Origin of the sequence: Vibrio sp. K4 (genome assembly GCF_051122595.1) — a bacterium.
Taxonomy (GTDB): Bacteria; Pseudomonadota; Gammaproteobacteria; order Enterobacterales; family Vibrionaceae; genus Vibrio; species Vibrio owensii.
This window is the reverse complement of the sequence record NZ_CP178579.1, coordinates 39,118-64,666: the sequence shown is the minus strand read 5'-3', so window position 1 is coordinate 64,666 and position 25,549 is coordinate 39,118. Positions and strand designations below refer to the sequence as shown.

Annotated in this window: 25 protein-coding genes; 21 read left to right on the top strand and 4 right to left on the bottom strand. The window is 42.2% G+C overall.

Going from position 1 to position 25,549, the window contains the following annotated elements:
- Positions 1–11 precede the first annotated feature (11 nt).
- From ACLIIY_RS28590 to ACLIIY_RS28570, 5 genes are all read left to right on the top strand, one after another.
- Positions 12–554 (top strand): hypothetical protein, encoded by a 543-nt coding sequence (locus tag ACLIIY_RS28590; protein ID WP_031501830.1) that lies wholly within the window; start codon positions 12–14, stop codon positions 552–554.
- 647 nt (positions 555–1,201) lie between these two features.
- A complete protein-coding gene (locus ACLIIY_RS28585) occupies positions 1,202–1,447 on the top strand; it encodes a prevent-host-death protein (protein WP_021018379.1) in 246 nt (81 codons plus the stop codon).
- A 10-nt stretch (positions 1,448–1,457) separates the two neighbouring features.
- On the top strand, positions 1,458–1,796 hold the full coding sequence (locus tag ACLIIY_RS28580) for a type II toxin-antitoxin system RelE/ParE family toxin (RefSeq protein WP_024700504.1): 339 nt from the start codon (positions 1,458–1,460) through the stop codon (positions 1,794–1,796).
- A gap of 135 nt (positions 1,797–1,931) precedes the next feature.
- Positions 1,932–3,311, top strand: a complete 1,380-nt coding sequence (locus ACLIIY_RS28575) for an IS4 family transposase (protein WP_024699725.1) — start codon at positions 1,932–1,934, stop codon at positions 3,309–3,311.
- Between the two features lie 441 nt (positions 3,312–3,752).
- Positions 3,753–4,100: a hypothetical protein gene (locus tag ACLIIY_RS28570; RefSeq protein WP_024699773.1), complete on the top strand. Its 348-nt coding sequence runs from the start codon at positions 3,753–3,755 to the stop codon at positions 4,098–4,100.
- Between the two features lie 69 nt (positions 4,101–4,169).
- Here ACLIIY_RS28570 and ACLIIY_RS28565 read toward each other — a convergent pair whose 3' ends face one another.
- From ACLIIY_RS28565 to ACLIIY_RS28555, 3 genes are all read right to left on the bottom strand, one after another.
- On the bottom strand, positions 4,170–4,721 hold the full coding sequence (locus tag ACLIIY_RS28565; RefSeq protein ID WP_024699774.1) for a heat-shock protein: 552 nt from the start codon (positions 4,719–4,721) through the stop codon (positions 4,170–4,172).
- A gap of 730 nt (positions 4,722–5,451) precedes the next feature.
- Positions 5,452–5,880, bottom strand: coding sequence for an IS200/IS605 family transposase (gene tnpA / locus ACLIIY_RS28560; RefSeq protein ID WP_024699775.1), 429 nt, complete (start codon positions 5,878–5,880; stop codon positions 5,452–5,454).
- 200 nt (positions 5,881–6,080) lie between these two features.
- Positions 6,081–6,677 (bottom strand): transglutaminase-like cysteine peptidase, encoded by a 597-nt coding sequence (locus ACLIIY_RS28555; protein ID WP_024699776.1) that lies wholly within the window; start codon positions 6,675–6,677, stop codon positions 6,081–6,083.
- A gap of 487 nt (positions 6,678–7,164) precedes the next feature.
- Between ACLIIY_RS28555 and ACLIIY_RS28550 the strand changes: the two genes are divergently transcribed.
- The 15 genes from ACLIIY_RS28550 to ACLIIY_RS28480 all read left to right on the top strand — a co-directional run bounded on the left by ACLIIY_RS28550 (position 7,165) and on the right by ACLIIY_RS28480 (position 21,801).
- Positions 7,165–7,800, top strand: coding sequence for a hypothetical protein (locus tag ACLIIY_RS28550; protein WP_024699778.1), 636 nt, complete (start codon positions 7,165–7,167; stop codon positions 7,798–7,800).
- Positions 7,801–8,193: 393 nt separating this feature from the next.
- Positions 8,194–8,832 (top strand): hypothetical protein, encoded by a 639-nt coding sequence (locus ACLIIY_RS28545; protein ID WP_434529541.1) that lies wholly within the window; start codon positions 8,194–8,196, stop codon positions 8,830–8,832.
- Between the two features lie 77 nt (positions 8,833–8,909).
- Entirely contained in the window at positions 8,910–9,467 is a 558-nt protein-coding gene (locus ACLIIY_RS28540) for a hypothetical protein (RefSeq protein ID WP_024699780.1), read from the top strand.
- Positions 9,464–12,211: a TcfC E-set like domain-containing protein gene (locus ACLIIY_RS28535; RefSeq protein ID WP_025499519.1), complete on the top strand. Its 2,748-nt coding sequence runs from the start codon at positions 9,464–9,466 to the stop codon at positions 12,209–12,211. The genes ACLIIY_RS28540 and ACLIIY_RS28535 overlap by 4 nt, the downstream gene beginning before the upstream one ends.
- A gap of 5 nt (positions 12,212–12,216) precedes the next feature.
- On the top strand, positions 12,217–12,966 hold the full coding sequence (locus ACLIIY_RS28530; protein ID WP_025499518.1) for a hypothetical protein: 750 nt from the start codon (positions 12,217–12,219) through the stop codon (positions 12,964–12,966).
- Positions 12,966–14,021, top strand: a complete 1,056-nt coding sequence (locus ACLIIY_RS28525; RefSeq protein WP_025499517.1) for a hypothetical protein — start codon at positions 12,966–12,968, stop codon at positions 14,019–14,021. Before ACLIIY_RS28530 ends, ACLIIY_RS28525 begins: the two co-directional genes overlap by 1 nt.
- Positions 14,021–14,941, top strand: coding sequence for an OmpA family protein (locus ACLIIY_RS28520; protein WP_025499516.1), 921 nt, complete (start codon positions 14,021–14,023; stop codon positions 14,939–14,941). Before ACLIIY_RS28525 ends, ACLIIY_RS28520 begins: the two co-directional genes overlap by 1 nt.
- A 3-nt stretch (positions 14,942–14,944) precedes the next feature.
- Complete coding sequence (locus tag ACLIIY_RS28515) at positions 14,945–17,755, top strand: hypothetical protein (protein WP_434529540.1); 2,811 nt, start codon at positions 14,945–14,947, stop codon at positions 17,753–17,755.
- Between the two features lie 28 nt (positions 17,756–17,783).
- Positions 17,784–18,017 carry a hypothetical protein gene (locus tag ACLIIY_RS28510; RefSeq protein ID WP_102591250.1) on the top strand — a complete coding sequence of 78 codons (234 nt, stop codon included), beginning with the start codon at positions 17,784–17,786 and terminating at the stop codon, positions 18,015–18,017.
- 73 nt (positions 18,018–18,090) lie between these two features.
- Entirely contained in the window at positions 18,091–18,597 is a 507-nt protein-coding gene (locus ACLIIY_RS28505) for a hypothetical protein (RefSeq protein WP_114868454.1), read from the top strand.
- Between the two features lie 27 nt (positions 18,598–18,624).
- Positions 18,625–18,900, top strand: a complete 276-nt coding sequence (locus ACLIIY_RS28500; RefSeq protein ID WP_114868453.1) for a hypothetical protein — start codon at positions 18,625–18,627, stop codon at positions 18,898–18,900.
- Positions 18,901–18,917: 17 nt separating this feature from the next.
- Positions 18,918–19,565 (top strand): hypothetical protein, encoded by a 648-nt coding sequence (locus ACLIIY_RS28495; protein WP_140220104.1) that lies wholly within the window; start codon positions 18,918–18,920, stop codon positions 19,563–19,565.
- Between the two features lie 383 nt (positions 19,566–19,948).
- On the top strand, positions 19,949–20,308 hold the full coding sequence (locus tag ACLIIY_RS28490; RefSeq protein ID WP_024699791.1) for a hypothetical protein: 360 nt from the start codon (positions 19,949–19,951) through the stop codon (positions 20,306–20,308).
- A 277-nt stretch (positions 20,309–20,585) separates the two neighbouring features.
- Positions 20,586–21,380 (top strand): hypothetical protein, encoded by a 795-nt coding sequence (locus ACLIIY_RS28485; RefSeq protein ID WP_074531652.1) that lies wholly within the window; start codon positions 20,586–20,588, stop codon positions 21,378–21,380.
- Entirely contained in the window at positions 21,370–21,801 is a 432-nt protein-coding gene (locus ACLIIY_RS28480; protein WP_025499510.1) for a hypothetical protein, read from the top strand. The genes ACLIIY_RS28485 and ACLIIY_RS28480 overlap by 11 nt, the downstream gene beginning before the upstream one ends.
- A 26-nt stretch (positions 21,802–21,827) precedes the next feature.
- Here ACLIIY_RS28480 and ACLIIY_RS28475 read toward each other — a convergent pair whose 3' ends face one another.
- On the bottom strand, positions 21,828–22,412 hold the full coding sequence (locus ACLIIY_RS28475) for a recombinase family protein (RefSeq protein WP_024699794.1): 585 nt from the start codon (positions 22,410–22,412) through the stop codon (positions 21,828–21,830).
- A gap of 154 nt (positions 22,413–22,566) precedes the next feature.
- Between ACLIIY_RS28475 and ACLIIY_RS28470 the strand changes: the two genes are divergently transcribed.
- The gene (locus ACLIIY_RS28470) at positions 22,567–25,548 is read left to right on the top strand and encodes a Tn3 family transposase (protein ID WP_024699795.1); all 2,982 of its coding nucleotides are present in this window, start codon (positions 22,567–22,569) and stop codon (positions 25,546–25,548) included.
- The last annotated feature ends 1 nt before the right edge of the window (position 25,549 follow it).

Genomic DNA, 25,549 nt, shown 5'->3' with positions numbered 1-25,549 from the left:
ACATTTCGGTAATGAAGATAAAAAAAATACTAGCAAATTCGCTAAGCTTATTCTCTTTAACAGCTTGTCAAACTATTCAACATCAAACTGAACCAAACACTCCCCAACTCATAGCAGATGAAAGTACTAAATGGTACCTGAGCGAAACAGGAAAATTCCTTGTTCAAGGGATATTAGGCTTCAGTTATGATTCTGGTTTTGTTTATGAACAGTCGGTTGATATCTGGGCAGAAATTTATTTTACTAAAAACAAACAACAACGAATTGGGTTTGAAACAGTAGATGAAGATTGCTTTGCCTACCAGAATCACAGTGACGATGCGCTATCAATTTATTTCAATGGAATAAAAGTTCAGATGAAACACCAATGTATTGATAAAAACATTGCGCTTACGTTCCCTAAAACAGATGAAGGTGCTCAATATCTGATGGCACAATTCAAAGACGAATCTAAAGATGTTCTATTGAAGGAAAAAGATATTACCGTTTACTTTAGCACCAAAAACTTTAATTTCATGTCAAAACAAGCGTATGAAAGTATCGGCGGTATCTAACACCTATTGAGAATAGCTTGAATTCAAAAAAATATAACCGACTCCTAATATAATGGAGTCCATTTCAGGTCATTATGCAACAACTCACCCAAACCCTTTCATTCACAGATTCTCTTTAGTGGTTGTCTAGCGGGTAGGCGAAGCCGTAGGGCAGCATTGCGCCCTGTATTGCCACACGTGGCAATATGATTTTGTTTATAGAGATCACTCAAACATAAAAAGTGATCTTTTGCGTCTTTGGTATCAAAAACAGGCTGAAATGAAAACGCATTACAAGCGTTTAACATTTGGCAAGAAACTGTAATTAACTTTCAGGAAGGATTCGATAGAAATCAGGAGAGGAAAGAGTGACTTTTGCCATGTTTTTGCGCAGGAAGCATCCAAACTAACAAAAGCCACCCTAAATTTAGCTATTTACCATAATAGGCATAATCACCACCAGAAAATGCCCTCCACTATAGACAAGCGCACCGACACCACCACAAAAAGTCTAGTACCCTAAAAATGATAACGCTTAGGTGATCTAAATTTAAGCTAAATTTGACCCATTATTAATTTGCACGTATATTAACCATCAAGTGATGGTTCTCCTCACTAATATTGGCAATGAAAGAAAACCTCGAAAAATGGGTAAGGACAAACGTTACATGCGTACAGAGACAGTAAGCTTTTTGAAAAAACACGCTGCTGATCTTCCTTTAGATGATGCTATGACCATCACACAAAACGGCAAGCCGATTTATGTTGTGGAGTCATATGAAGAGCGCCAAAGACGCGATCAGGCTATTGCTTTGATGAAGCTGGTCAGTTTTGGACGTGAAGATATGACTGCTGGACGAACAACCAGCTCAGACAAATTTAAGGAGAGATTGGCGGCTCGAAAATCCAAATAAGAGGGACTTAATGAGCACCAATATTGTATACACCGAAGCATTTGAAAATATGACAGACGACCAAATCAACTACCTATCACTCTGGAGTGAAGAGGATGTTGTGGTCGAGAGGATTGAAACCCTTGTAGAGAAATTTGAGAGTAACATTACTGATAATCCAGAAATGCACCCTCCTTGCCACGAGTTAACAACTCTTGGCGTATACAATATTCGCCAATTCAGCTTTGATGGTTTCAAGTTGCTCTATGAATATCATGAGCACATTGACACCGTCGCAGCTCTCGCGTTGGTACGGGATAAGCAAAACCTACAATCGATGTTGGTCGATTACTGCTTAATCCACAAATAACGTTCAGAAAACAAAAGGCCGCTCGATAGCTGTCTCTTATACACAAATCCCCAAGCTTGTAGCTTGGGGATTTTTTTTGAACTCTTTCAAGTGTGTGTGATCTGATCACTTAGTAATCCTTACTGAAACACTAAGATGACACACTCAGACGCTAAACTTTGGGCACAAGAACAATTTGGACAAGCACAACTTAAAGACCCTCGAAGAACACAACGCCTCATCAGTTTAGCGACTTCTATTGCTAATCAACCAGGAGTCTCCGTGGCTAAACTTCCTTTTTCTCCCGCCGATATGGAAGGTGCATATCGCTTTATCCGCAATGATAACATCGATGCAAAAGACATCGCTGAAGCAGGTTTTCAATCAACGGTATCTCGAGCTAACGAGCATAAGGAATTACTCGCGCTTGAAGATACAACAACGCTCAGCTTTCCGCATCGAAGTATCAAAGAAGAACTCGGGCATACTAATCAAGGCGATAGAACTCGAGCTCTCCACGTACATTCGACGTTACTTTTTGCACCACAAAACCAAACCATTGTTGGTCTGATAGAGCAGCAGCGATGGAGCCGAGATATTACCAAGCGTGGGCAAAAGCACCAACACGCGACTCGCCCTTATAAGGAGAAAGAGAGTTACAAATGGGAGCAAGCTTCTCGTCGTGTCGTTGAACGCCTAGGGGATAAAATGTTAGATGTTATCTCGGTCTGTGACCGAGAAGCAGACCTCTTCGAATACTTAACTTATAAGCGTCAACATCAGCAGCGTTTTGTCGTTCGCTCAATGCAAAGTCGTTGTCTAGAAGAGCATGCTCAAAAGCTTTACGACTATGCGCAAGCGTTACCAAGCGTCAAGACAAAAGCGCTTACCATCCCCCAAAAAGGAGGAAGAAAAGCGAGAGATGTAAAGCTTGATGTTAAATATGGTCAGGTGACATTAAAGGCTCCGGCAAACAAAAAAGAGCATGCAGGCATACCTGTTTATTATGTTGGTTGTCTTGAGCAAGGGACATCAAAAGACAAGTTAGCATGGCACCTCTTGACGTCGGAGCCAATAAACAACGTTGAAGACGCCATGAGAATTATCGGTTATTACGAGCGTCGATGGCTGATTGAAGATTTCCATAAAGTCTGGAAAAGTGAAGGGACAGATGTGGAATCACTCAGGCTACAAAGTAAAGATAACTTAGAGAGATTAAGTGTCATCTATGCTTTTGTTGCTACGCGTTTATTGGCGTTACGCTTCATTAAAGAAGTTGATGAGCTAACGAAAGAAAGTTGTGAAAAGGTATTGGGCCAAAAAGCTTGGAAGCTACTGTGGTTGAAACTAGAAAGTAAGACGTTACCTAAAGAAGTGCCCGATATGGGCTGGGCGTACAAAAATCTCGCTAAATTAGGCGGTTGGAAAGATACCAAGAGGACGGGGAGAGCTTCAATAAAGGTGCTTTGGGAAGGATGGTTTAAATTACAAACCATCCTTGAAGGCTACGAACTCGCAATGTCTCTTGATCACTAGACTTGTGATCAAGAGACAGGCTCGATAGCGGCTTTTTTATGTCCAAAATTCTATCTTCAGAAAAATTTGCAAACGTCGAATACACTTATTACGTTTAATAAAAAAATAATGAACAAAAACTTTCATTTCATTGGAGCTCTCCTGACTGCACTACTGCTAGCTGGTTGCTCAACAACGTACAACATCAGCGGAGACGTAAAACTCGAAGTTCACGGGGATCTTATAACAACTGAACGCGACACATTTGAAGTTTTGAATGACGTTAAGTTAGGATTATAAGTTCAGGCAGAGACATAGAGCCCTCTAGAGAGATCTATGTATTACATATGTAATACAGCTTAATTAATTCTTTACCATCAATATCGTCTTCAAAACCTTGTAACGCAACAACAATTAAGTGTTTATCGCAGTGCTCACCCCTTAACAGGGCGTTAGGCAAAAATGAGTTTTTCTAGAATAAAAGCAGTATGTGTAGAAGATTCGGTGGAAACAGAAGATGTGCTAGTTGTTGACTTATTTGTAAATACTGATAGTTCCGCACGTCCGATGGAGAGTTTTGGTTACACGATTGATGGCGGAGACAAGTGGCCTATTTATATTATACCCAAAGATAAAGAAGGGTTACTTCATTGGGGAGCAGGTGAAGGGAACGCTACATCAACAGTGAACTTGTTTCAAAGAAAGATTCAAATAGGTGAGTACATCACTCGTACTGATACTGATCGTAGCGGAACATCAGAGTGTACCTACAGAATTACTGAGGTTTTCGATTGGAGTCAACTTCGATAATTTGCCTAACAAAGCATTTAAGCATGATTCTGCTCGTATGGCTCTTTTACTATGCGTTGATTTTAGTGATTAAGCTACCGGCTTTGGCATCGGCTTATTGCGAAGAAGGTTGTGGCAAATGACCCAAAAATCCACTTTCTTTGGCCTACTTGGTCGCACATCTAACGGATATGCACTTTCAACATGGAAGCGCATCTTACCACGCTCTTTCCAAGCGCGATAAACAACTTGGTAGTTAACGTCATTACCTTCATCGTCTTTCAACATACAACTGCAGTAACGCGTGTAACCTCCGTGATAGCAGAACTGATCTGGTAACGTCTCGATAATTTGTGGTAAGTGGCGGGATAGCATATATCGAGTCTCATCGAAAACACGCAAGTCCGGTTGATATGGATACAGCTGTTCTTTTGCCACTACTTCGCCGTCGCGAATACTTCGAGTGAACGTATGATGCGATAAAGTAAAGAAGAGGGTGTAGCTCTCGTTACGTTTTGGGTGAGTAAATGTAATTTTAAGAGCATCTAGGTGGGATAAGTCAAATTCCTGCTCATCAACTTTGAACGATTTCCACTGCTGAACAGCACGATCAGGAAGGTTGAATAATTGCTTTTTCGCCATTGATGTCGGTTTTTCCTTACCCCAGAAATAACAAAGGCTCCATCTAGGGAGCCTCGTGAACTTATCATATAAGTTCAATTCAGAACATCATTACCGGACACTGCCTCGACCCTCAAGACTAAAGTAATCAATCAGGTTACGCGATGTCATCATTCAAAAATCAAGCGAGAGCTATTCAGTCTGAACAATGTCTGCTGCATCGTTTGACTAAATATTAGTGCAATAATGATATGCGAGTCAAGATTAGAGTACGTAATTTTTACGTATTTTTCACGTATTTTATCCGTAATTTAGCATAAAGGTCAGCGGGTTAAGTTTACGATTTGAAAGGCGATGAACCTTTTTTTTGGGCACACCTGAAGGAAGAAGGAAATGCCCCACTATATGCACTGTATTCGCTTTGATTTCACGTTTTTTTCTAAATGGTTCTTGTTTTTCCTTGGTGCTATCGTCGATTTGAAGCTAGTGAAATTCGGGGAGGTCTGAGCGTCTTCCTACTAGCTAACTTTCGTATCTCAATGGCGGTAAAGTTTTGCAGCTGCCTGTCTCACTTCAGTGTTCAAAGCCTTTCATATAATTCCTGCTTTCAATATCTTGGGGAGTAAAAATCGAAGTGGCGTATGGACTAACAAATTGCTTAAGGGTGATTCGCAATGCTGGAAAAAGTAAAGCAAATACTTGATAAGAATGATTTATCTTGTAGATACGTGCATGCACGGGGTACTTACTGTTACAACTCCATGCGGAGTTGACCAGAATCCTTTTCGCCCTGATGCCTAACGTAATTCGCTATTACCTGTTCATTCACGCCTACGCTACTGACAAAGTAACCTGGCGACCAAACAATGTTCTCTTTCCAGTAAACCTTACTTAGCCAACTGAACGTTTTTCGCATGTGGTGCGACGATTGGCTTTTTAGTTTACCCATGACGTCTGAAATACTGTACTTCGGTGGGATAAGCATCATCATATGCAGATGATCTTCATCAAAGCCTATCGTCTCGATCTCAACGCCAGGTAAACTTCGCAGTAACTTTGGCATAATCTTTCGTAGGTAGCTGCACATACCAGGGTTCAGGATTTTCCGACGGTACTTAGTCACCCAAACTATGTGATATTTAGTGTAATAAACACTATGGGACGAGGTGTAATATTGCATTTAGCCATCGTACCGTCTCCAAAGGCATTCATCCACGGGTAAACCCGTGGTTTTCTGTATCCACAGAATAAAAAATGCTCAAATACGGGATGAATGGACGTTTACTTGGGGGGCAACACGCAATAGCGTTGAGCTATATGCTGTCTCCGTAAAGCAAAATCACGAATATACTATAGGGCTATTTCAAGGAAAATTTTATATTAAATCAAATATTTTTGATCCAAAATATATAAAATATGTGATACTCGTTGTTTTTCTAATGTCGCCGCTGTCTGACTTCGATGGCGCTCTAACAAAGCAGCCCATTTCCCCATCCGTTCTTGACTATCCCCTATTAAATGGCCATCAATCCACATGTTGTGTAAATCAAAAACCACCACGGTTTGAGCGTCATGAACCTCATCCGCTAAATGGATTTGACTATAGCGATTATCCAAAACATAAATTCGTCCATCATCATGATGGTATTCCAATACTAGATGGTAGATTTTAGGCGTAGTGGATGGCAATAATAAATACGCGAGACGCAACCGGTTTGATGGCATTCCTTGCCTAAGTAACGAGAAGTACTTCGCTATCGCAATATCTTCACAATCGCCTTTAAATCGTCGCAATGTTTCTTCCGGTGTCGCCCAGTAATCTTTTTGCCCCCACAGTTTGATGTCACGAGTGTAAATGATTCGGTTATAAAAATCGTGCGTCATTAACAAACGACTTTTTATCCATTCAACATCTTGCGCTTTCACTTCATTCACGCCCCATAACAAATACAAAACAAGTCCAATTATTCGTCTCATTTCATCACTTATAATGACAATTCACCCAGTAGCCAGTATAGAAAAGATGACGAACACCAACAAAAAAAACAGGAAATTGGCTCATTTCTTTCGCTAAAAAACCATAAAAACGTGAACGATGCGACTATTCTTTAACAAGCAAGATTCCATTTTTAACAATCTTGTTACTTTGCCCTCTTTTTTCTCAATGGAAACAGGAGTACAACTTATGAAAAACCATTCTCGTACCGTCGACGCCATTCCCCCAAAGGTAATGCCCTCTTTTCTTGTGCATGCTCGGGAGCGAGGCGTCTTTTGGTATGACATGTTCTACCTTTGTGCCACTCTCGGTTTACGCAACAGTGAATGTCGAGAGCTCAAGCAACACCATATTGACTGGCATACCCAAACTCTCTGTTTAATAGACAGTAAAAATATTCGCAGCTTCATTACTTGTCGCGCTCATCAACAATTTGATGCTCACTGGCTCAGCATTGGGTGACGATGGTTGCGAGAGCATATTCGTGACAAAAACATCGGTTTAATTGTTCGTCTTGCCAACACCAAAGAAGGACTTGAAGAACTGGCTCATGAATACGGCGTTGCTTCCTCTTTTTTCACCTTTTATCAGCGCTATCGTCAACGCCATCTCCCTCACTTTCGCCAACTCGCAACCAAACAAGCACCTGCGGGGCGCATCATCGACCTTTCTCAACATCCTAAAGCTCGAGATATTTTAAAGCGACGTTACGAACGAAGTTGTCAACAAAATTGGCAATACCTTTTTGCTCGTGAAGAACTTGGCAGTCGTAAGGCAAAAAGCGACGCCCCCGTATCGAGACAAATGGTCTATCACATTTGTTGTCAAATTAGAGAAAAACTTGAGAAAAAACTCAAAGGCATCCGAGTTGGATTACATTCTTGTCGTAAGTTTGCGGTGCAACGTGTCGTGAGCATAACAAAAGACGTATTCACCGCCTCGGTATGGATTGGGCATGGGAAAGGGAACCTCGCCATGACAGAACATTATCTGAATCGTTCAGCGCAACATCAGGAACAAGTCAATCGACAGTTAGGAGCTGGTATTTGTCAGATTGAATATACGGTTCCGTTCACACAACGCACTCCTAAGTTATTGATTTAGCCCCCCTTTTTGTAGGAAAATTCTGAAAACAAAAAACTGACGTTCTACCTGACAGTTTATTGACATATAATTAAGATGTTTTTATGACCATACGCGCCGATTTAACGAACTCTTTGTTTTTCACTCTCGTATTTTGCATTTTATTCAAATTGACCAATACTTAATCTATAAGTTTGTCAGCCTAATCGCCTGTAACCTTATGGGTTAATGCAAGCTTATAACGGGAAGTAGGAAAGAAGTCTTGACTTCCTTCTTACTAATTTTGCCCTTTTTCCGGTATTGCATCCCAAAAAGAGCAATGTGCAAGATGCATGAAAACCAACAAGGAGAGTCCTGCACGCCCCTTAATATAGGCTCGGCCGTGCTTCATTCAACATTGATAAGAGAAAACTTATGAAATTTACCCTGAAAGCTTCTTCTATTGCAGTAATGGCTATCGTTAGTGCTTCGGCTTTTGCCGCTGCTCCAGATTCAGAAACTCAAACTGCAGGAACTGAAATCCACTGGAGTGGAAAAGTGCCAATGGAATTTAGCGATAACGGCGTCATTTTGACCAGCCAAGGCGGCACTTCGCTAACAGAGGCATTGAAAGGTGGTGATATTCACTTCCTGAAAGGTGCAACTGGTTACGATGGTACTTTTGAATCATCATCCATCCCTCTAGAGTTGCACTACCGCAACTGTACAAAATCGGATGGCACAGTTGATGGTACTGGTTCTGTTGATTGTGTTGCTGATGGTGGCAGCTACGTTCTCGGAGAAGGCGCTGATGCGATTGGCGACTTGATTATTAATTCTACTTGGCAATTAAGCAGCGCCAACTTCAATATTGGTGGTCGTGAGAACCCTGAGCTGGCAGCTACAGGTAAAATCCTAATGGATGGCAAAGCAATGGTAGAAGGTTCATCAGAGGTTGTTGTAAGTGGCAAACCAGTATTTACGACCGCAAACACAACGGCAGCAACGACACTACCAGCCCCTGGTACTCGTTACACTGTTAACGCGGCAATCATGGCCTCTAACGGCATTTAATTACTGGTTTCTTCTGCGTTAACTCAAACGCCCTTTTATTAGGGCGTTTTCTTCGTACCAAAATAAAGGGTGTATTGATGCGAATTTCGTTAGCTATCGCTTTTGTCTTGTTTTTTTTCGTCAGTAGCGCGCGCTCTGTTGAGATCAATCCTGCCCCCCCTATCTATAAAACCTTTAGTGTTGATACCTCATTTGATCAAGATGCTTTTTACGACAGAGAAATTCTTGAATTTTCTTTCGTAAAAGGAGAGTGGGAATTGGAGTTTGATATGGCGTCTCGTTCTTTTAGGCCAATTACCGATTTATTACAAATAGTAACCAACCTACCCGCGTCAGATATCGACAGTGAGACTTATCATTTGACCATGGCGATTAATCAATCAAGTTGCAGAACGGGAGGAGGGGAGCTCGGCTCTAAAGATTTCGCCTCTGTCTTTGTTAACGTTGACGGCACCTTAGAAGAAGTGTCTGAGGCGGGCGTCGATATCGGTGGAGGAGCGCTTAGCTTTCAAGAGGCGGGGCGTACTGGACTCTATGCCGAGCATGAAGTGACTTTGAAATTTGCTCCGGTCGAGCTGGGGGTTGACACAAAATGTGTCGGCGTGGTTCGAATGCAAATGGAGCTGGGCATATGAAAATGCAAACGTTGATACTAGGGGGGCTTGTATTTAGTCAATCCTTCGCTGGAATGACGGCTGAGGCAAAGAATGACATCGTTATTCCCGACGAATTTCAAACCTTGTTTGATGAAAAGCCCGTGCTTGTTTCATTTCAAATAAGCGGACTCGATACATCGCAACGATTTTCGATGGTATCTACGCCTTTTTCTGCCCAGTTGCAACCCAAAGCTCAAGGGGCATTAAAACAATTTCTAACACAACAAGGCGTTGTTGAATCGGCCATTGACGACATTGTCGCATCTATGAAAGAAGGCGTCAGTAACGACCCACTATGTACAGGAGTGGTCTCGAAATGCCAATTAATTCCCGAGTATTTTACGTTTGCTTACGACTATGAACATCAAAATGTCATTTTGTTTGTCAATGCACGCGCTCTAAAAGAACAAACGAAAAAAAACGCGCCTCACGACTCTCGAAATAACGCACCGGGCTTGATTAACCATATCGACTTGGATGTGAACGCCTATCAAGATGGCGATGCCAGTCTAACATTACGCAACGAGTCTATCGTGGGCTTGCCATACGGTAGCATCACATCAAAAATCTATGCCAATACGGATGATGACGTCAGTATTGATGAGTTGGCTTACAATTACGAATGGAGCAAACAGCGCCTTCAAGTTGGTCACTATGAATACGGATATGCCCAAAATACCACAGGGACGCTTGATTTAACCAGCTCTCACCCCCTCGATGCGGTGACGCTCTCTTCATCACGAAACTTAATCGATGGTGGTGAGAAGGCCAATCGCAGTTTGACTTATGTCCTGCCCGGTCAAGGACGCATTGAAGTCTACCGAAATGACCAGCTGGTGTTTGGTAAAAATGTGTCAGCGGGTCAACAAAAGATAAACTACAGCAGTCTTCCTTCAGGAAACTATCTTGCCACGATAGTCGTACTCTCTCAAGGGCGTGAAATATTGCGTGAACAACGACAAATTTACAATACAGCGTTGTTTTCGCTTGGCAAAGGCGAGTGGGACTACGCCCTCACTGCTGGCCAATTCAATTCTCGTTATGATGATGACTCTGATTTTGACGAGCTTGAGTTAGACGCCAGTGAGTTTGTTGATGGTCGTGTCAATTACCAGCTTCTAGACAACACGGCGATTGGCGCTCGCTCTGTCGTGACTCAAGAACACTCTCTTATTGAAGGCGTGCTCACGCAAGACATTGGCACGTACGCCAGTGCTACTGCTAAATACGCCCGCTTTGACAATGACGGACAATTTTGGTCTGTCAACGGAACGTTGCTGGGGCTGAGTTTGGGATACGAAGACTACTCACTGTCAAATGAGGATTACGCCCTCAATAACTATCTACTCGGCAATACCGGATATCAACGCTTTACCGCCAGCACAGGCATCAATATCGCCGGTGGTAATGGTTATCTCATGTACATTGATAACAGCGCAGAAGAAGACACCTTGCTCGGTGAGCAATTTAACGACCAGTCCAGTTATTGGAGTTTAACGGCCGGGTATTCACGTCCTTTCATTGTCGATTCCACGCTTGATTTGTCTGTAACTTGGCAAGGCGGTGATGACGAGTTCTACGATAACGACGAGTGGTATGCCAACCTCCTGTGGCGTGTTCCTCTTGGTTCTGAGTGGACCGGTTATTCATCAACGTCGATCAGCAAAAGAGGACTGGATGAGTTTCGCAATAGTGTTGCCAAAAGTGTTTCCGGGGATCGCTACTACGCCGACACCGAAATGGGCATCGCGTACAACGGAAATGATGGATTTAGAAACGTCACCACTGACACCTCATTTAGCGGAGGTTATACAGGGGATGGTTTTGTTGCTGACACTTACGCTTACGCGAAAACAGACGGTACAAGAAGTTTCAATATGGGGATATCGTCAAGTCAAATTTTTGATGGTGATGCACTCTATTTTTCATCGAAAAAGAGCGATGCTTACGTCGTAGTCGATGCCGATAATGAAGGCGACTCCGACTCTCACGTTGGCTTGTTGACTATTGCTCGCAACGGAGATTACCACAACAACAAGAACTTAGATTCCTCGCAGTCGGTGATTGCCGTTGAAAATTACGACCACTATCGAGTCAGACTCGATACGAGTTCTTCGAACTACGTAGTGAATGGAAGCAGTGAAAACCAAGAGTACGCCTTCCCAGGAAGCGTTATTTCGTTGAACGTCGATTTAACCAAAATAAAAACCTTCATTACGTCTTTCGAAGACATTCAATCCAATCATATAGAGGACATCAAATGTGTTGGTGATGGGTGCATTGAAGTCGAAAAACTCACCGATGGCGTGTTTAAGGTCTCTGTCGTTGTCGGAGCGGACTACCAGTTAGTGTCAAACGCTCAGACTTGTTTAACGCCGACACTTGATCGAAAAACATCCAAAATCGTCAATCTTGGCATTAACTACTGCTTGCCTGGCATTGATAACGATTCGATACAACTGGCCTCTCTGCAAAGTGCCACGATTGGTGATGACAACTATTACTTCGTAGGCATGTATTCAGACCAGTCTTCATTGCAAATAGCCGCCAATGAAATCAATGCTGCGGGGCTTGAAGCCATTAGTCGCCGAGTCAATTCTCGCCACTATTTATACGCAAAATCAGACCAAATGCTAACAACGGCACAAACCACACAGCTAGAGCTGCTTTGGCGCTACGCGATACGTACGCTTGAATCAGAACGCTGGGTTCTTTGGAGATAAATAAGATGAAGATGAAATTGAAGTTAATCACGGCAATGAGTGCGTTACTGGCGTCTGTGTCGACCCAAGCAATGTCCATTAATGACCTAATGCTCGTTAATTCCGAAGCACTTGAGGGGAAAGCGGGGATTTTCACTCTCTCCAACTCAGACGACATTACCTACTTTTTAAAAACCAGCGTGTCAAAGGTTGAAGTGCGTAATAATCAAATCACCAAAACGCCTTACACACGAGACAACCTACAACAATGGGATATCGCACTAAAGCCTTCTAAACTCGTGGTTGAACCTCGCATGATAAAAGAGTTGATGGTCGAAGAAATCTGCGGCTCACGCTGTGGTGATGACCGAGACCGCGTTTATCAAATCAACATTGAGCCTGTGGCTTATGAACTGGAAAACGAAAAACAAAGTAAGGTCAATATGATGTTTGGCTTTGCTCCTTACTATGTCATTCCAGCAAAAACAAGTCGCGTTGAATACCAACTCGACTATGACGGTAAAAACCTCAGAGTGAACAACACTGGAAACACCATCATCAATTTAGTTATCGATCAGTGCCAAGGTAAAACCACAGAGGAACTTAAAGCACTTCAAGAAGATAAATATAAACGTTGCCGCATCACCTATTCCGTGATTGCCGGACGCGACCGCCAACTTCTATTGCCGCCAGAGCTTCGCAAGTCAAATCTTGAAGTTATCATTCTCAATCACGATGAAACGGTGCGAGAAGAGCGCACAGTAAGGAGCCGATGATGAATAAGCTGGCACGCACCGTGTTGTGTGGTGTTTTATTGTCTTCTCCCTTTGCTTTTTCCGCTGCGGTCACCGGCAAGATTTCAGGAGACCGCTTGCAATGGTTCAGTGGTAGCGATAACGGTGAATTCTTGGTATCAACCCAATTTGACCGTATCGGCGGACTTCCTCGTACAACGCAATGGTTTCCGGGAACGTTCAGCACGTCAACGAGCAAAACGTTAACGCTCACTTCAGAAACCGGTGAGGTCATTTCGGTTCCCGCTGTACTAGCGGGGGTAACGTACCAATTAGCAGGTGGTTTTACAGAGGACACCGTGCCTCCCGTTGCTCCTATTTGCTCCGAATCCATTCTCGGTGCTCAAACCACCGTGATTGACCGAGGTGGCAATTTTTGTGTGGCGAGCAAAAGCGCAAAATACAAAAGTGCGGTTGAGCCGTTCAATCAATATCAACCTATTCTAAAACTAGAACGCTCAGCACTCATCCAGGCATTTGAAGGGAAGCCAACCGGCACTTACAGCGGTGTCATATCTGGCATTTTGCGATATGGGTTTTATGTTAACGCGAGCGATGGAGCACTGACCTATCGCAACATCCCCGTGACGTTTTCGGTGCAGCTTCGCCACATCGGCAGCTATATCAGCAATATCACCGTCTTAGGTACTGGTCACATTGTTCCTAAATACGATACATACAATCATACCGCCGAAGGGGAGACGGGGTACAAAGTCACCGCTTCAGGCGCCTTTGAAACTGGCATACGGTTCCGCTTCACAGGTAAAGACGATAACGACTATACGTTAAAGCCCATGGCACGCATCGGCAGCGCAAAAGCCGTTCCATACTCCGTTTCCTGCAACAAATGCACCCCAGGAGCGCTACTTGTTGAAGATGGTCTTCTTCAACACCCTGAATCTTGGATAAAAATCGAAGAAACCGGAAAAAGCGTCTCTTTTGACTTAAATATTTCTTACAAAGACGTAAAAGCAGAGGACGTGGTTGAGGGAACTTATCGCGACTCGTTCACACTCATGCTAGAGGTAATTTTATAATGCCCCCAAAACTAACACTGTCTATCATCACCACATTGTTGAGTACCGCAGTTTATTCTCAACCCCAAGATACGGGGACCTTTTATGCTGGCGGCAATATCGGTGCGAGTGTCATTGATACTGATTCTATTTATCTTGATGGCGACGACCACCCAACAAGTGCCACTGGGGGACTGGTTCTTGGTGTGAACATTACTCCTTACTTGGCTCTTGAAACCGATTACAGCTATTTAGGGCAAATGCCAACCGCTAACGGGGATAAGACGGTAGACGCTTGGTCTAATTACTTACTCACCCGCTACGCGCTTTCAGACAAAGCAGGGTTGTACTTCAAACTCGGCATGTCTTTGAATGACGACAATTGGACACCAAGTGCGGGTACTGGGGTGAACTATCGACTGTCCCCAAATTGGCTTTTGGATGTGGGATATCGTTGGATTGATGACATTCCTGACGTGGAAAGTGACTTGTATGAATTCACGGTGGGCGGGCGCTATATCTTTGGTGTTGATGAGCCTGAGCCACTTCCACCTATCGTAAAACCGACCCCGCCGCCGGAGCCTGAATTGAAAGAAGTAGTGGTATCGATAGATGCAGAAACCCTCTTTAAATTTGATAGTGATGAAGTGCAAGTCAACGAAGCATTGCTGCGCGCGATTGACGACATCGGCACCACTCAACAAATCATTGTTGTCGGACACACAGACAGCACAGGTAGCGCAGCGTACAACATGGCGCTCTCGCTTCGCCGCGCCGTCGCCATTAAAGATTTCATGGTATTAAAAGGCATACCAGAGAACAACATTTTGGCTCAAGGGCGAGGTGAAGAAGAGCCTATTGCTTCCAACGATACCCACATTGGTCGAACTCAAAACCGTCGAGTCGACATTCGGTATCACGTTGTGAAGGTGGAGGAATAAACGATGTTTTGGTTAAAAGTAATTTTATATTCAATGCTATTGGCATTGGCAGGGTGCGGTGGAGACAGCGCACCTAACAATGATAACTCAGGTGGTTCGGGTGGCGGCGATACAGAAGTCACGCCACCAACCATTCCGCCAAGCTCAAAGAGCATTCGGGCGGCTGATTTTCATTTAACATTTGATATCAACACGGGCATTGATGCATTAAACGTCAATTTTTCAACTTTTGTGTCATCAATGGAAAATAAGTCTTTATCAATAACTGAGATAGCAGCTTTAAGCAAAGACGCTCATTGTCAGATTTTAAGCTCTGATCCAAAAAGACTTCAATTCGCGGTATCTCCCAAAACAGCGAAGACCTGTGTTTATCGCTATACCGTCACCGATGGCATCGCTTCAACAGAGGGAATGGGGCGAGTTACTTTCAGTGCCAGTCAATCAAATAGAACTCAAAAGGCTTCGTCAGGCATATCCACACTGAGTACAGTTCTTCCCTCTGTTTCAAAATCAACAACATTAGGAGAAACGTTAACATTCAGTTTAGCCGACGAGTTTAGCACAGAATTAACGTTGATGACACACCCATTATTCTCGGAAGCCATTGCAGCTTACGGCACCGGCGTTCCGATAATTACAGAGTCTGGGGATGTCACTTATGACGCCGTCGCGACGGGGAGCTCATTGGCCTATTTTCATATATTGGATGATCAAAACACACCTGATGACAAAAGTGACGACATTATCTACAACGGCACGTTAATTATTGATGTATCAGGGACTACTAATAATCCCCCATCAGCTTCTGATGCGACATATTCAATCTTAATTCCAGCAGGAAATGAAATAGAAATCGATATTACCGATTTTGAAGGAAGCTCATTAATTGACGATGTCGATGGGGACTCACTTCAGTTAGTTGCTGCTTACACAACAAATGCCTTTATTGAGCTGTCCGACACTCTTGACGTTAATAATACAAAATTTAAATTTAAAAGTGATACTTTCGGAGAAAAGAAAATTAATTATGTCATATATGACCACAACAAAGACGGGGTAGCATCGGGTGAGCTGACGTTAAACGTGGGGCATACTTTAGGAGGTAAGGTCATATTTACTCAATATGGTTTGGGAAAGTTGTTCGATGGTAATGTACTTGGGGTGTATTCTACCGCGCCAGGGGCCGTATCTTTTTATAAAGAAACGATAGAGCCATACATAACATCTAAAGGACTGACCGTCAGAGATATTTATCCTGCAAACAATTGGGCATTAGCTCTACATTTATCAGACAATAGCTTATTAATTTTTTCCTTAATAGGGACGAACTCCGAATATACTGATCGTTACTGGAAAGTATTTCCTGATTTCAAATCCTTTACCACGGCGCCAGTATATAACAGTAAGCGATTGGGGCTGCCAGCAACAACAACAACAGTTGTAGTACGTGGCGATGGGACATTAGAAGGTTTTTCTTCACCAAACACTCGACATACCAGCGAATTTTATCGAAAAATAGAAGAAGCGATCAACGCTATTTCTGGCGAATACTCTTCTGTAATAATGATAGGTAGCTACAATTTCGTCGCACAAAAAGAAGATAATTCGGTTATTGTTTTCGTATGGAATGGTAGCAAACAAGAATATGAACAATACTCAGTAAAACCATCTAGCGGCGCTATATTATCCACAACGAGCCAAATAGATGATAATACCATAGTAGTACAGAACAGCATGGGAGAATTGATTAAGTTGACAGATACTCCCAATGAAGTGATCGATTATTTAATAACAAATAGAATTTCTATAAAAAAAATATTAACATCCCACCATACCACTGCAATTTTAACTAATAAGAGTGACCTATTTTCCGGATTTAATAGATTGTATGTCATAGATAACTACAAAAATAAATATCAATATGTTGATGATGAGATCATTAACATAAAACTTGGTGGTAGCTTCGCTGCCTATCAAACAGCTTCCGGAAAATTGGACGGATTAAGCTACGAACACAAGATTGCTATAAATAGCACAAGTCCATTAACTGACATTACCGTTAACTTTGATTTATTAACAGATGAACAAAAAAATGATGTAGCCTATTATACGACTTCTAGCGATGCTCTCGCGATTATTAGAGCATCTGATTCCAAAGTCGCGATTGTTGATTTTACAGGCTATACAAACACTACGTTATCAGCTAAATCCATTATTAGTGAATACACTATTGGTGCTGGGACATATGCAAACGAAAATCCTTTTTATATAGGTCGTAACGCGTTTTTATTAGAAAAAACAGACGGAGCATGGGATTTTGTACAAGGAGTAAAAGTGGATGGTTTTATTGTGGGTAAACCGAATTTTCCAACCTTATCAGAGTCCCCTGTTTTGATAAGAAGCAATCAACTGCTTCTTTTTTCTAACAATGGAAGCATCAAAGCCAAAGGCAGTACGACAGCTAATTTTTATCCAATAGATAAATTTATCGACAATGGTTTTTTATTCCCTATCGCCGACATTGATAATGATGGTTTAAGTAACATAGAGGAACGTGAATCTTGTGATATTACAGAAAGTTCACCAGACTCACTAAAATACGAGGATTTTACTTGCTTAAATGCAGCGTTAGATGATTCAGATGCCGATCTTGTTAGTGATTCATTTGAAAGAATGCATCAAGCTCCCACACAAGGAAATAGCCTATCTCCGACTAGCTACTTAGATGAGACTTATATTGATGACGGTAAAGCTAATATACGGGATACATATAGAGACATAGATAAAAACGGAATTATCGATTTCTTAGAGTAAGGAAAAATTAGCAACGAAAGACATTGTTATGACTAAAGAAGACATAGACAAAGCCGTTGAGGCGATCATGTTGTTGCGTCCGGCGCCACCATCCAGAGGAATGGTGACGTCGAACGCTATCTCTGTAAAAAAACGACGTGATGACATGGAATACGCTCATTTAGTTGAAGCAATCACGGCGGGAGATATCGCATCGCCCTCCTACCTCCTTGAACCACCAAAGAAAAAACAAGAGTCAAATACTTTTAAGTTTTTGCTTTAACACATTTGATATATCACAAACAAAGATAGATGTGCCGATAGCGGCACATCTATCTCTATAAAAGAATACTGTTATGCCGACACAAACCTATTATGAACTCCTAGAAGAATTAACGGTTCATCAAAAAAAACAAGCGCTCTGGCGTTGGCAAATTTTTCAAGCCGCTGAAATGCTTCGTTCGACCTTATCTTCTTTCCTAGGGGTTGATTATCTTACTTATAATGAAGGTCATTATCGCTATGTTGAATTGTTAACCCCAGCCCTTACTCCTTTTCATTTAACCGCAGACGGCGTTATTGAATACATTCAACGCATACCAACGGTAAACATTGTTATCGTGGTTGCTCTAGAGCTTGATTCAGGCATGACACTCTGTCTTTGCCCTATTCAAATCCGTTTAGCCCATAAAAAAATTGAATATCGAATTACCAAAGAGGGAGGACGATGGATTTCTGACCCTCAAATTATGTTGAAATGGGTATATCAAACGCTAAAGAGAAACATCGCTAAGCTTCCTACATCAAACTCTACACCAAGTCATTTTCTACATAAAAATGCACAGGAAAGCCTTGAGCTTTGATTAATACGCCTAAGAAGGTCAATCAACATGAACATTGAATCGACATTGCAGTTACTTCGTCGAGCTAATGAGTACGAAGCTTACATTACGTCAAAATTAACAATGAAAAACGAACACTCTTCAGAAGAGCTTTTTCAACTTCGATGTCGCGCCAAAAGAAAATTTCCAGAGTTAAGAGAGAAACCATTGACGAAGAGTGTTGAGCTTGCACTATTTAACGACATGCTTCATCGCTTAGCACTCAAGCTTGGTTTTCATGAAGAGCGTTCAGGCCTCGATATCCGTTATTTTCGCAAGAACTAATGAAAGGAATGTGTACGATGAATAAACATTATTCGTATTGTCTAGCCGGAATATTATTGATGTTGTCGTGGGCAACTTCAGCGCAGTCTCTTACCATTGAAGATGCAGTTAGCTTTTGGAAATTAAATGGCCAGAAGTTTTCTCATATCCAAACGTGCTCATCGTTAGAAGGTAAACGACAAGGACATCAACGCATTTTTTTTGCATCAACATCTTGTGTATTGAGTGAATTTGCCACTTATGTATTAGCCAAAGAATGCCAAGCGTCCTCACCAGTCAATCAAATTGGCATCTTTCAAACAGAAAATCAAAAAGAGCTGATGCGATTTACTGTCTCACCTGAAACCTGTCGATTGGTGAACGCTCCTTCATCCCTCCCTCGTCGTCAAGAGGTTGCCCAACAACCAGAGCAGGTGCCGGTAAGCAATATCAATCCAAAACGCAAGCGTGCTTATGTCATTCAATTCTTCTCAGGTCACGTTCCTCCAAAAGAAGGGGTAAATAAATGCGTTGGTATTCCCCTCTATATTCATGAGGTCAATGGTACGTACTATTTGTTCAGTCAATTTTTCAATCGATATAGACAAACAAAGCAAGTTTTCAATTCACTAAAAAGAAGGTGCCCAGAAACCTCCATGTGGATACGCCCAGTCACCGTATCTTAGATGTGAAGCCACCGACAAATGTGAGGACACTATGCAGACGAAATTGCACGATTTTATAGCAGCGAAATGCTATGGCGACGAAATATTGGCATACATTGCCATTCATGAGTTTGCGTCTCAATTAAGACGATTGCAAACCGAAAGCGATACGTACCAATGCCAACGTCAGTTGCAAGAACTGAACTGGAGGGCAAGCATGATAAACATGGTTTCTTTTAAGGAGGACTTAACCCATCTTGAATCGCAATTGCCTCAACTGTCTATCGAACAAAGAAGCCAAAAGCTGAGAGCTATCTATGACCGCCACATTGCCAAACTTCATTGCATTAGAGATGCGACTAACACCAACGAAAATAGTCCTTTTATAAATCACGGGAGGCATTATGAGAAAACAGTGTGGCACACCAGAAAACAAGTATAACCCTGAACTTCATCAGAAAATAGTTTTAATAATCAACAACTTACTGGATCAGCTGGACTACTCTCATGCTTTACAGCTGTCGGCCTTTATGCCGTTAGTCATCATCACTCGCATGATGGAACAAGGAAACACACTTGAACAAGGTGGACTTTGTCTGAGGCAAATAGCTCATTGTTGTCGCTTAATGGGACAACTTGATGAACAATTTTATGAGTCAGCGCTATATCAACAAAATCACCTCGCATTACTTGAACTAGGAAGAAGCCTAGAGTGGTATGACACCACCATTACTCGTTGGATTAATTTTGCACAAGGGGAATAATTCAAACAATGAAGGGGTCCGCTTGGAAAACGGAAAATATCCTACGTTAAGCTCATATTTTAATGGTTTCCATATGTTTCCCTACAAGGATAACTTTCAACTAATTTATAACTTTTGAGCAAGTTTTTGCCCCGACGCTTTAGCTGTTATTCTCTTCTCTGTCAGTGGAGTGAGAGTAGTACATATGGCAACTAGAGAGAAACATCTACAATACGGCAAATCGCTTGGGCTTTGGCAAGGTGGACGAAAAGTGATTGAACCGGACGTGGACAGGCGCATCGAGCGAGTCAAGGCGGCATTAGCGGAGCGTGATGCAGAAGAGTTGCGCCAAAAGAGAGCGGTGCAACAGGAAAATGCGTATGTCAGTGACAGTTTATTGGCTTCTCAAGAGGCTCAGAAACACTCCCCGCAATACGCTGAAGGCAAAAGTATTGCTGAAATCTACGGGATCCCCGCACATACGGAAGGTTTAGCCTCTCAGCTGGCGTTGAGTGATTCTATTGGTTTGCAATGCTCTCTTGAAGAAGAAATGGCGAAGAACCATCAGCATGTAATGATTGTTGATCTTGAGGATGCTCATAAAATTTTGCATAACGTTTGGCTTGATGCTGGTAAAAACGTTGCTGCTCTTGCTATGAGTATCAATACAGTGAAATCATGGCTCAAACATGCGTTTGTGAATGGTACACGCATCAATATGGATGGGAAAAAATATCCGCTTAACTCGTTTAAGTCGATGCAAGCTGGCTTTAGCCCTCAATCTAGGGCTGCAAACTTTAAAGGAGCCGGAGCCTTAACGTTTGTGGTATCGGCCAGCATAGCCACAACCGATTTAATATTTAAGGATGATTATCACCTAGTGGATTGGTTCGGCAATGTTGGCTCTGACATGTTCAAATTTATGCTCCAGAGCGCAGTTGGTGAAGCCGCCTTATTTGCTGCTGCTTTCTTAGGTCAACCCATAATTATCGGTGCAATTGCTGTAACAGCGACATATGTTCTAATTGAATGGGCTTGGGGCGAATACAAAATTTCTCAAACGATAGTTGAAAGGTTAGAAGGTGCGATATAAAACTAAAATCCGTTTGGCTGGCTTGTTTTTTATTTCATTAATGTTGCTGTGTTGGCTTTATCCTTCTTATGGGGTTTATCTGGATTACCTTGATCTATTGAATCGAGCCGATACTGTGCAAGTCTCCATTATTACTTTGTGGGTTCCTGTTGGTGTTTTTGGGGCTTTAGTGTGTGTGCTTTTTATGACACCTAAAGCGTTGCTATACGGGAAAAAAATCAATGAGCTTTATTCTCAAAGAGCTATGCAGTTAGCTAACAAAATTAGTCTTTATTTTGCATTAGCAGGTGTGGCGTTTGCTGCTGGATGGACATATCACTCTATCGACTTGTTAGAAAAATATGGGTATGTGTACAGTCGGGATTTGACTAAGATAACCCCCACCGGTATTCATTTGATGTACATAAAATCGAGACATTAAACGCTGATAAAGAGCCCTAATCAAAGTTAAATTAGGGCATTGGCTGTACGAACCCTCATAACGGTTTGCCTTGTTGTATTGAATACACGAGCGATAGAACTAATACTTTCTCCGTTCTTTATTCGTAAACAAACTTCCTGTTGTTGCTCTTTGTTAAGTGATGGAGGGCGACCAAACCGCTTACCTTCAGATTTTGCACGAGCTATTCCTGCATGAGTCCTTTCAACAAGTAGATCTTTCTCAAACTCAGCCACAGCGGAAATAACTTGCATCGTCATCTTTCCAGCCGAGCTTGTTAGATCTACGCCCCCTAAAGCCAAGCAATGAATACGGACACCTAATTCTTCTAAATGCTCGACAGTTTTTCGGATGTCCATAGCATTGCGCCCCAATCTATCTAATTTGGTCACAACAAGCACATCGCCTGGTTCTAATCGATCGAGTAATCGAGAAAACTCAGGACGTTCATTTGCCGCAACAGAGCCGCTGATGCTTTCTTCCATGATACGGCGTTTCTCTATATGGAATCCTGCGGCTTGAATTTCTTGCCGTTGGTTTTCTATCGTTTGCTCTAAAGTGGACACTCGACAATAGGCAAAAACACGTGACATAGTTCATTTTCCTGTACGAAAAGGGAGTACTAATTACAAAGGGTGTACGAAATTACTTTGGTATAGTTTAGTACATATTATATGGTAGGGGTACGAAACCGAACAGTTTCGTACATGTATTTTCTATCAAGCTCCAATAAGTTAGGAAGATGTTATGCCGAGACGACAAATATTGAGTATCGAGGAAAAAGAAAACCTGCTAGTGATACCTGATGACGATATTATCTTGACTCGGATCAGCTTCCTTAGCGACCAAGATATCAGTTTGATAAACAAGCATCGTAAATCAGAAAACCGATTTGGCTTTGCTATCATGCTTTGTTACTTGCGTGGGCCTGGGTTTCTTCCTGATACTCAGCACCCTCCCCATGGGGGCATTGCATCTAGAGTTTCGATGAGACTGTCCTTGTCTTCTGACCTTTGGGGGAAATACGCAGAAAGAGAAGAAACTCGCTGGGAACATTTAGCAGAGCTATATCGTTATCTCGGTTTGAATCCCTTTAACAAGCAGAGAAAACAGGATTGTATCAATCATCTTCTACCCCACGCAATGCGAACAGAACGTGCATTTCTTCTTGCTGAAGAGATGCTTGAATGGCTACATAATAACCATATAATTTTTCCCACAATTGAAGTTATTGAACGCACATTAGCTGAAACCACAACTCTTGCCGATAAAGCGGTATTTTCTTCTCTCACTACTTCTTTAACTCAGAAACATCGAGATGCGCTTGATAATCTTCTCGTATCCGAAGGGGGACGACCTTCACGGTTAGCGTGGTTGTTGCAGCCGCCAGGGACAGCAAATGGAAAGAGTGTCTTACGACATATCGATCGACTAACGACCATACAGAATATAGCTTTACCAAAAGGGATAGAAAGAAGCGTTCATCAAAATCGCTTATTAAAATTGGCACGTGAAGGGAAAAAGATGAGTAGCAGAGATCTGGCCAAGTTCTCCGCTAAACGGCGATATGCAACATTAGTCTGTGTACTAGAAGAAGCCCGAGCTACATTAACTGATGAGATCATTGAGCTACATGAACGAATACTAGGGAGTATTTTCAGCAAGGCAAAATATTCACAAGCAGAGCGGCTTCAACAATCCGGCAAACTTATCAGGAATAAACTACGCCAATACATATCAGTAGGTGAAGCACTATTGAATGCGCGACAGTCTGGTCAAGATCCTTACGAGGCTATTGAAGACATTCTTCCTTGGGAAGCGTTCGTTACCAGTATTGAAGAAACTCAAAGCCTAGCGAAAAGAGACAATTATGATCCTCTCCACTTAATCATAGATAAATACAGCACATTAAGAAAATATGCGCCACGAATGTTGTCTACTTTGCATTTCAGTGCAGCTCCTTGTGCAGTGCAACTAAAGAGTGCTTTAGATGTACTCACACACATGTACAGAAAGCAGCTCAGAAAAGTTCCCGCTTCAGCTCCACTGGACTTCATTCCGGAAAACTGGAGAAAACTGGTGATGACACCTTCCGGAGTTGATCGAAAGTATTACGAATTCTGCGTTCTAAATGAACTTAAAGGCGCATTACGTTCAGGTGATATATGGGTAAGTGGTTCAAGACGTTATAAAAATTTTGATGATTATCTAACCCCATATCAAGACTTTGAAAAAGCTCGAGATAATGAACAACTGCCTTTATCGGTATCAACGAATTTCCATGAGTATTATCAGTCCAGAATAGCCTTGCTTTCATCCAGATTAAAGGAAGTCAACACGCTAGCTATGATTGGTGAATTACCAGATGTTGAGGTATCAGATAGAGGGTTAAAAGTCACTCCTCTTGATAACAGTGTCCCTCCAGAGGTATCGTCCTATGCTGATTTAGTTTACGGCATGCTGCCACACCCTAAAATCACTGAGATACTAGATGAAGTAGACCGTTGGACTTCTTTTACTGACCACTTCACTCACCTTAAAAATAGGCATGGAAAGCCAAGGAACAAGAAGTTGTTAATGACGACAATTCTCGCTGATGGCATAAACTTAGGTTTGTCAAAAATGGCGGAATCCTGCCCAGGCACAACTAAAACATCATTGGAAGGCATACAGGCTTGGTATATAAGGGATGAAACGTATTCGTCAGCGTTAGCTGAGCTCGTCAACGCTCAGAAAAAATGTCCGCTGGCTACTTTTTGGGGAGATGGTTCAACGTCGTCTTCTGATGGGCAAAACTTTCGAGTAGGTAACCATGGGCGTTATGCAGGTCAAGTTAATCTTAAATACGGCCAAGAGCCTGGTGTCCAGATTTATACTCATATTTCAGATCAATACAGTCCTTTTTTCACGAAGGTAATCAGTAGAGTCAGAGACTCAACGCATGTGCTTGATGGATTGCTTTATCACGAAAGTGACCTTGAAATAGCCGAGCATTACACCGATACAGCAGGCTTCACAGAGCATGTCTTTGCTTTAATGCATCTACTAGGATTTGCCTTTGCCCCACGAATTAGAGATCTTCATGATAAGCGCTTGTATATAGAAGGAAAGCCGGAGCAATACCCAGGACTTAAATCCATTATCTCTCCAACAAGTTTGAAACCAAAAGATATCGAGCCACATTGGGATGAGGTATTGCGTCTTGCCACATCAATTAGGCAAGGGACAGTCACCGCTTCTCTGATGATGAAAAAACTGGCTAGTTACCCCAAACAGAATGGATTAGCTAAAGCATTAAGAGAAATTGGCAGATTAGAAAGAACGTTGTTCATGCTTGATTGGCTTCGAGATCCGGCTTTGCGCCGCAGAGTACAAGCTGGTTTGAATAAGGGTGAATCACGTAATGCTCTTGCTAGAGCTGTTTTTATGCATCGGCTTGGGGAAATAAGAGATCGAAGACTTGAGAATCAAAGCTATCGAGCAAGTGGACTGACTCTACTTACAGCAGCAATTACATTATGGAATACGGTGTATATAGAAAGAGCTATAGAGGCCCTTAAACGAAAAGGTATCGAAGCGGATGGAGATCTGATTGCTCACCTATCGCCACTTGGTTGGGAACATATTAACCTCAGTGGTGATTACATATGGCGCACCAATACCAAGTTATCACCGAAAAGATTTAGGTCATTAAGGCCTGTGGATTTAAAGTCGTACAAGAAGCCTTAAC

Coding starts and splice junctions, on each gene's coding strand:
- tnpA (WP_024699775.1), bottom strand. CDS start 5,880: ATGCAATATTACACCTCGTCCCATAGTGTTTATTACACTAAATATCAC.
- ACLIIY_RS28530 (WP_025499518.1), top strand. CDS start 12,217: ATGAAGATGAAATTGAAGTTAATCACGGCAATGAGTGCGTTACTGGCG.
- ACLIIY_RS28495 (WP_140220104.1), top strand. CDS start 18,918: ATGAATAAACATTATTCGTATTGTCTAGCCGGAATATTATTGATGTTG.
- ACLIIY_RS28545 (WP_434529541.1), top strand. CDS start 8,194: ATGAAATTTACCCTGAAAGCTTCTTCTATTGCAGTAATGGCTATCGTT.
- ACLIIY_RS28590 (WP_031501830.1), top strand. CDS start 12: ATGAAGATAAAAAAAATACTAGCAAATTCGCTAAGCTTATTCTCTTTA.
- ACLIIY_RS28490 (WP_024699791.1), top strand. CDS start 19,949: ATGAGAAAACAGTGTGGCACACCAGAAAACAAGTATAACCCTGAACTT.
- ACLIIY_RS28500 (WP_114868453.1), top strand. CDS start 18,625: ATGAACATTGAATCGACATTGCAGTTACTTCGTCGAGCTAATGAGTAC.
- ACLIIY_RS28565 (WP_024699774.1), bottom strand. CDS start 4,721: ATGGCGAAAAAGCAATTATTCAACCTTCCTGATCGTGCTGTTCAGCAG.
- ACLIIY_RS28470 (WP_024699795.1), top strand. CDS start 22,567: ATGCCGAGACGACAAATATTGAGTATCGAGGAAAAAGAAAACCTGCTA.
- ACLIIY_RS28570 (WP_024699773.1), top strand. CDS start 3,753: ATGAGTTTTTCTAGAATAAAAGCAGTATGTGTAGAAGATTCGGTGGAA.
- ACLIIY_RS28475 (WP_024699794.1), bottom strand. CDS start 22,412: ATGTCACGTGTTTTTGCCTATTGTCGAGTGTCCACTTTAGAGCAAACG.
- ACLIIY_RS28525 (WP_025499517.1), top strand. CDS start 12,966: ATGAATAAGCTGGCACGCACCGTGTTGTGTGGTGTTTTATTGTCTTCT.
- ACLIIY_RS28575 (WP_024699725.1), top strand. CDS start 1,932: ATGACACACTCAGACGCTAAACTTTGGGCACAAGAACAATTTGGACAA.
- ACLIIY_RS28580 (WP_024700504.1), top strand. CDS start 1,458: ATGAGCACCAATATTGTATACACCGAAGCATTTGAAAATATGACAGAC.
- ACLIIY_RS28510 (WP_102591250.1), top strand. CDS start 17,784: ATGACTAAAGAAGACATAGACAAAGCCGTTGAGGCGATCATGTTGTTG.
- ACLIIY_RS28505 (WP_114868454.1), top strand. CDS start 18,091: ATGCCGACACAAACCTATTATGAACTCCTAGAAGAATTAACGGTTCAT.
- ACLIIY_RS28535 (WP_025499519.1), top strand. CDS start 9,464: ATGAAAATGCAAACGTTGATACTAGGGGGGCTTGTATTTAGTCAATCC.
- ACLIIY_RS28555 (WP_024699776.1), bottom strand. CDS start 6,677: ATGAGACGAATAATTGGACTTGTTTTGTATTTGTTATGGGGCGTGAAT.
- ACLIIY_RS28585 (WP_021018379.1), top strand. CDS start 1,202: ATGCGTACAGAGACAGTAAGCTTTTTGAAAAAACACGCTGCTGATCTT.
- ACLIIY_RS28515 (WP_434529540.1), top strand. CDS start 14,945: ATGTTTTGGTTAAAAGTAATTTTATATTCAATGCTATTGGCATTGGCA.
- ACLIIY_RS28540 (WP_024699780.1), top strand. CDS start 8,910: ATGCGAATTTCGTTAGCTATCGCTTTTGTCTTGTTTTTTTTCGTCAGT.
- ACLIIY_RS28520 (WP_025499516.1), top strand. CDS start 14,021: ATGCCCCCAAAACTAACACTGTCTATCATCACCACATTGTTGAGTACC.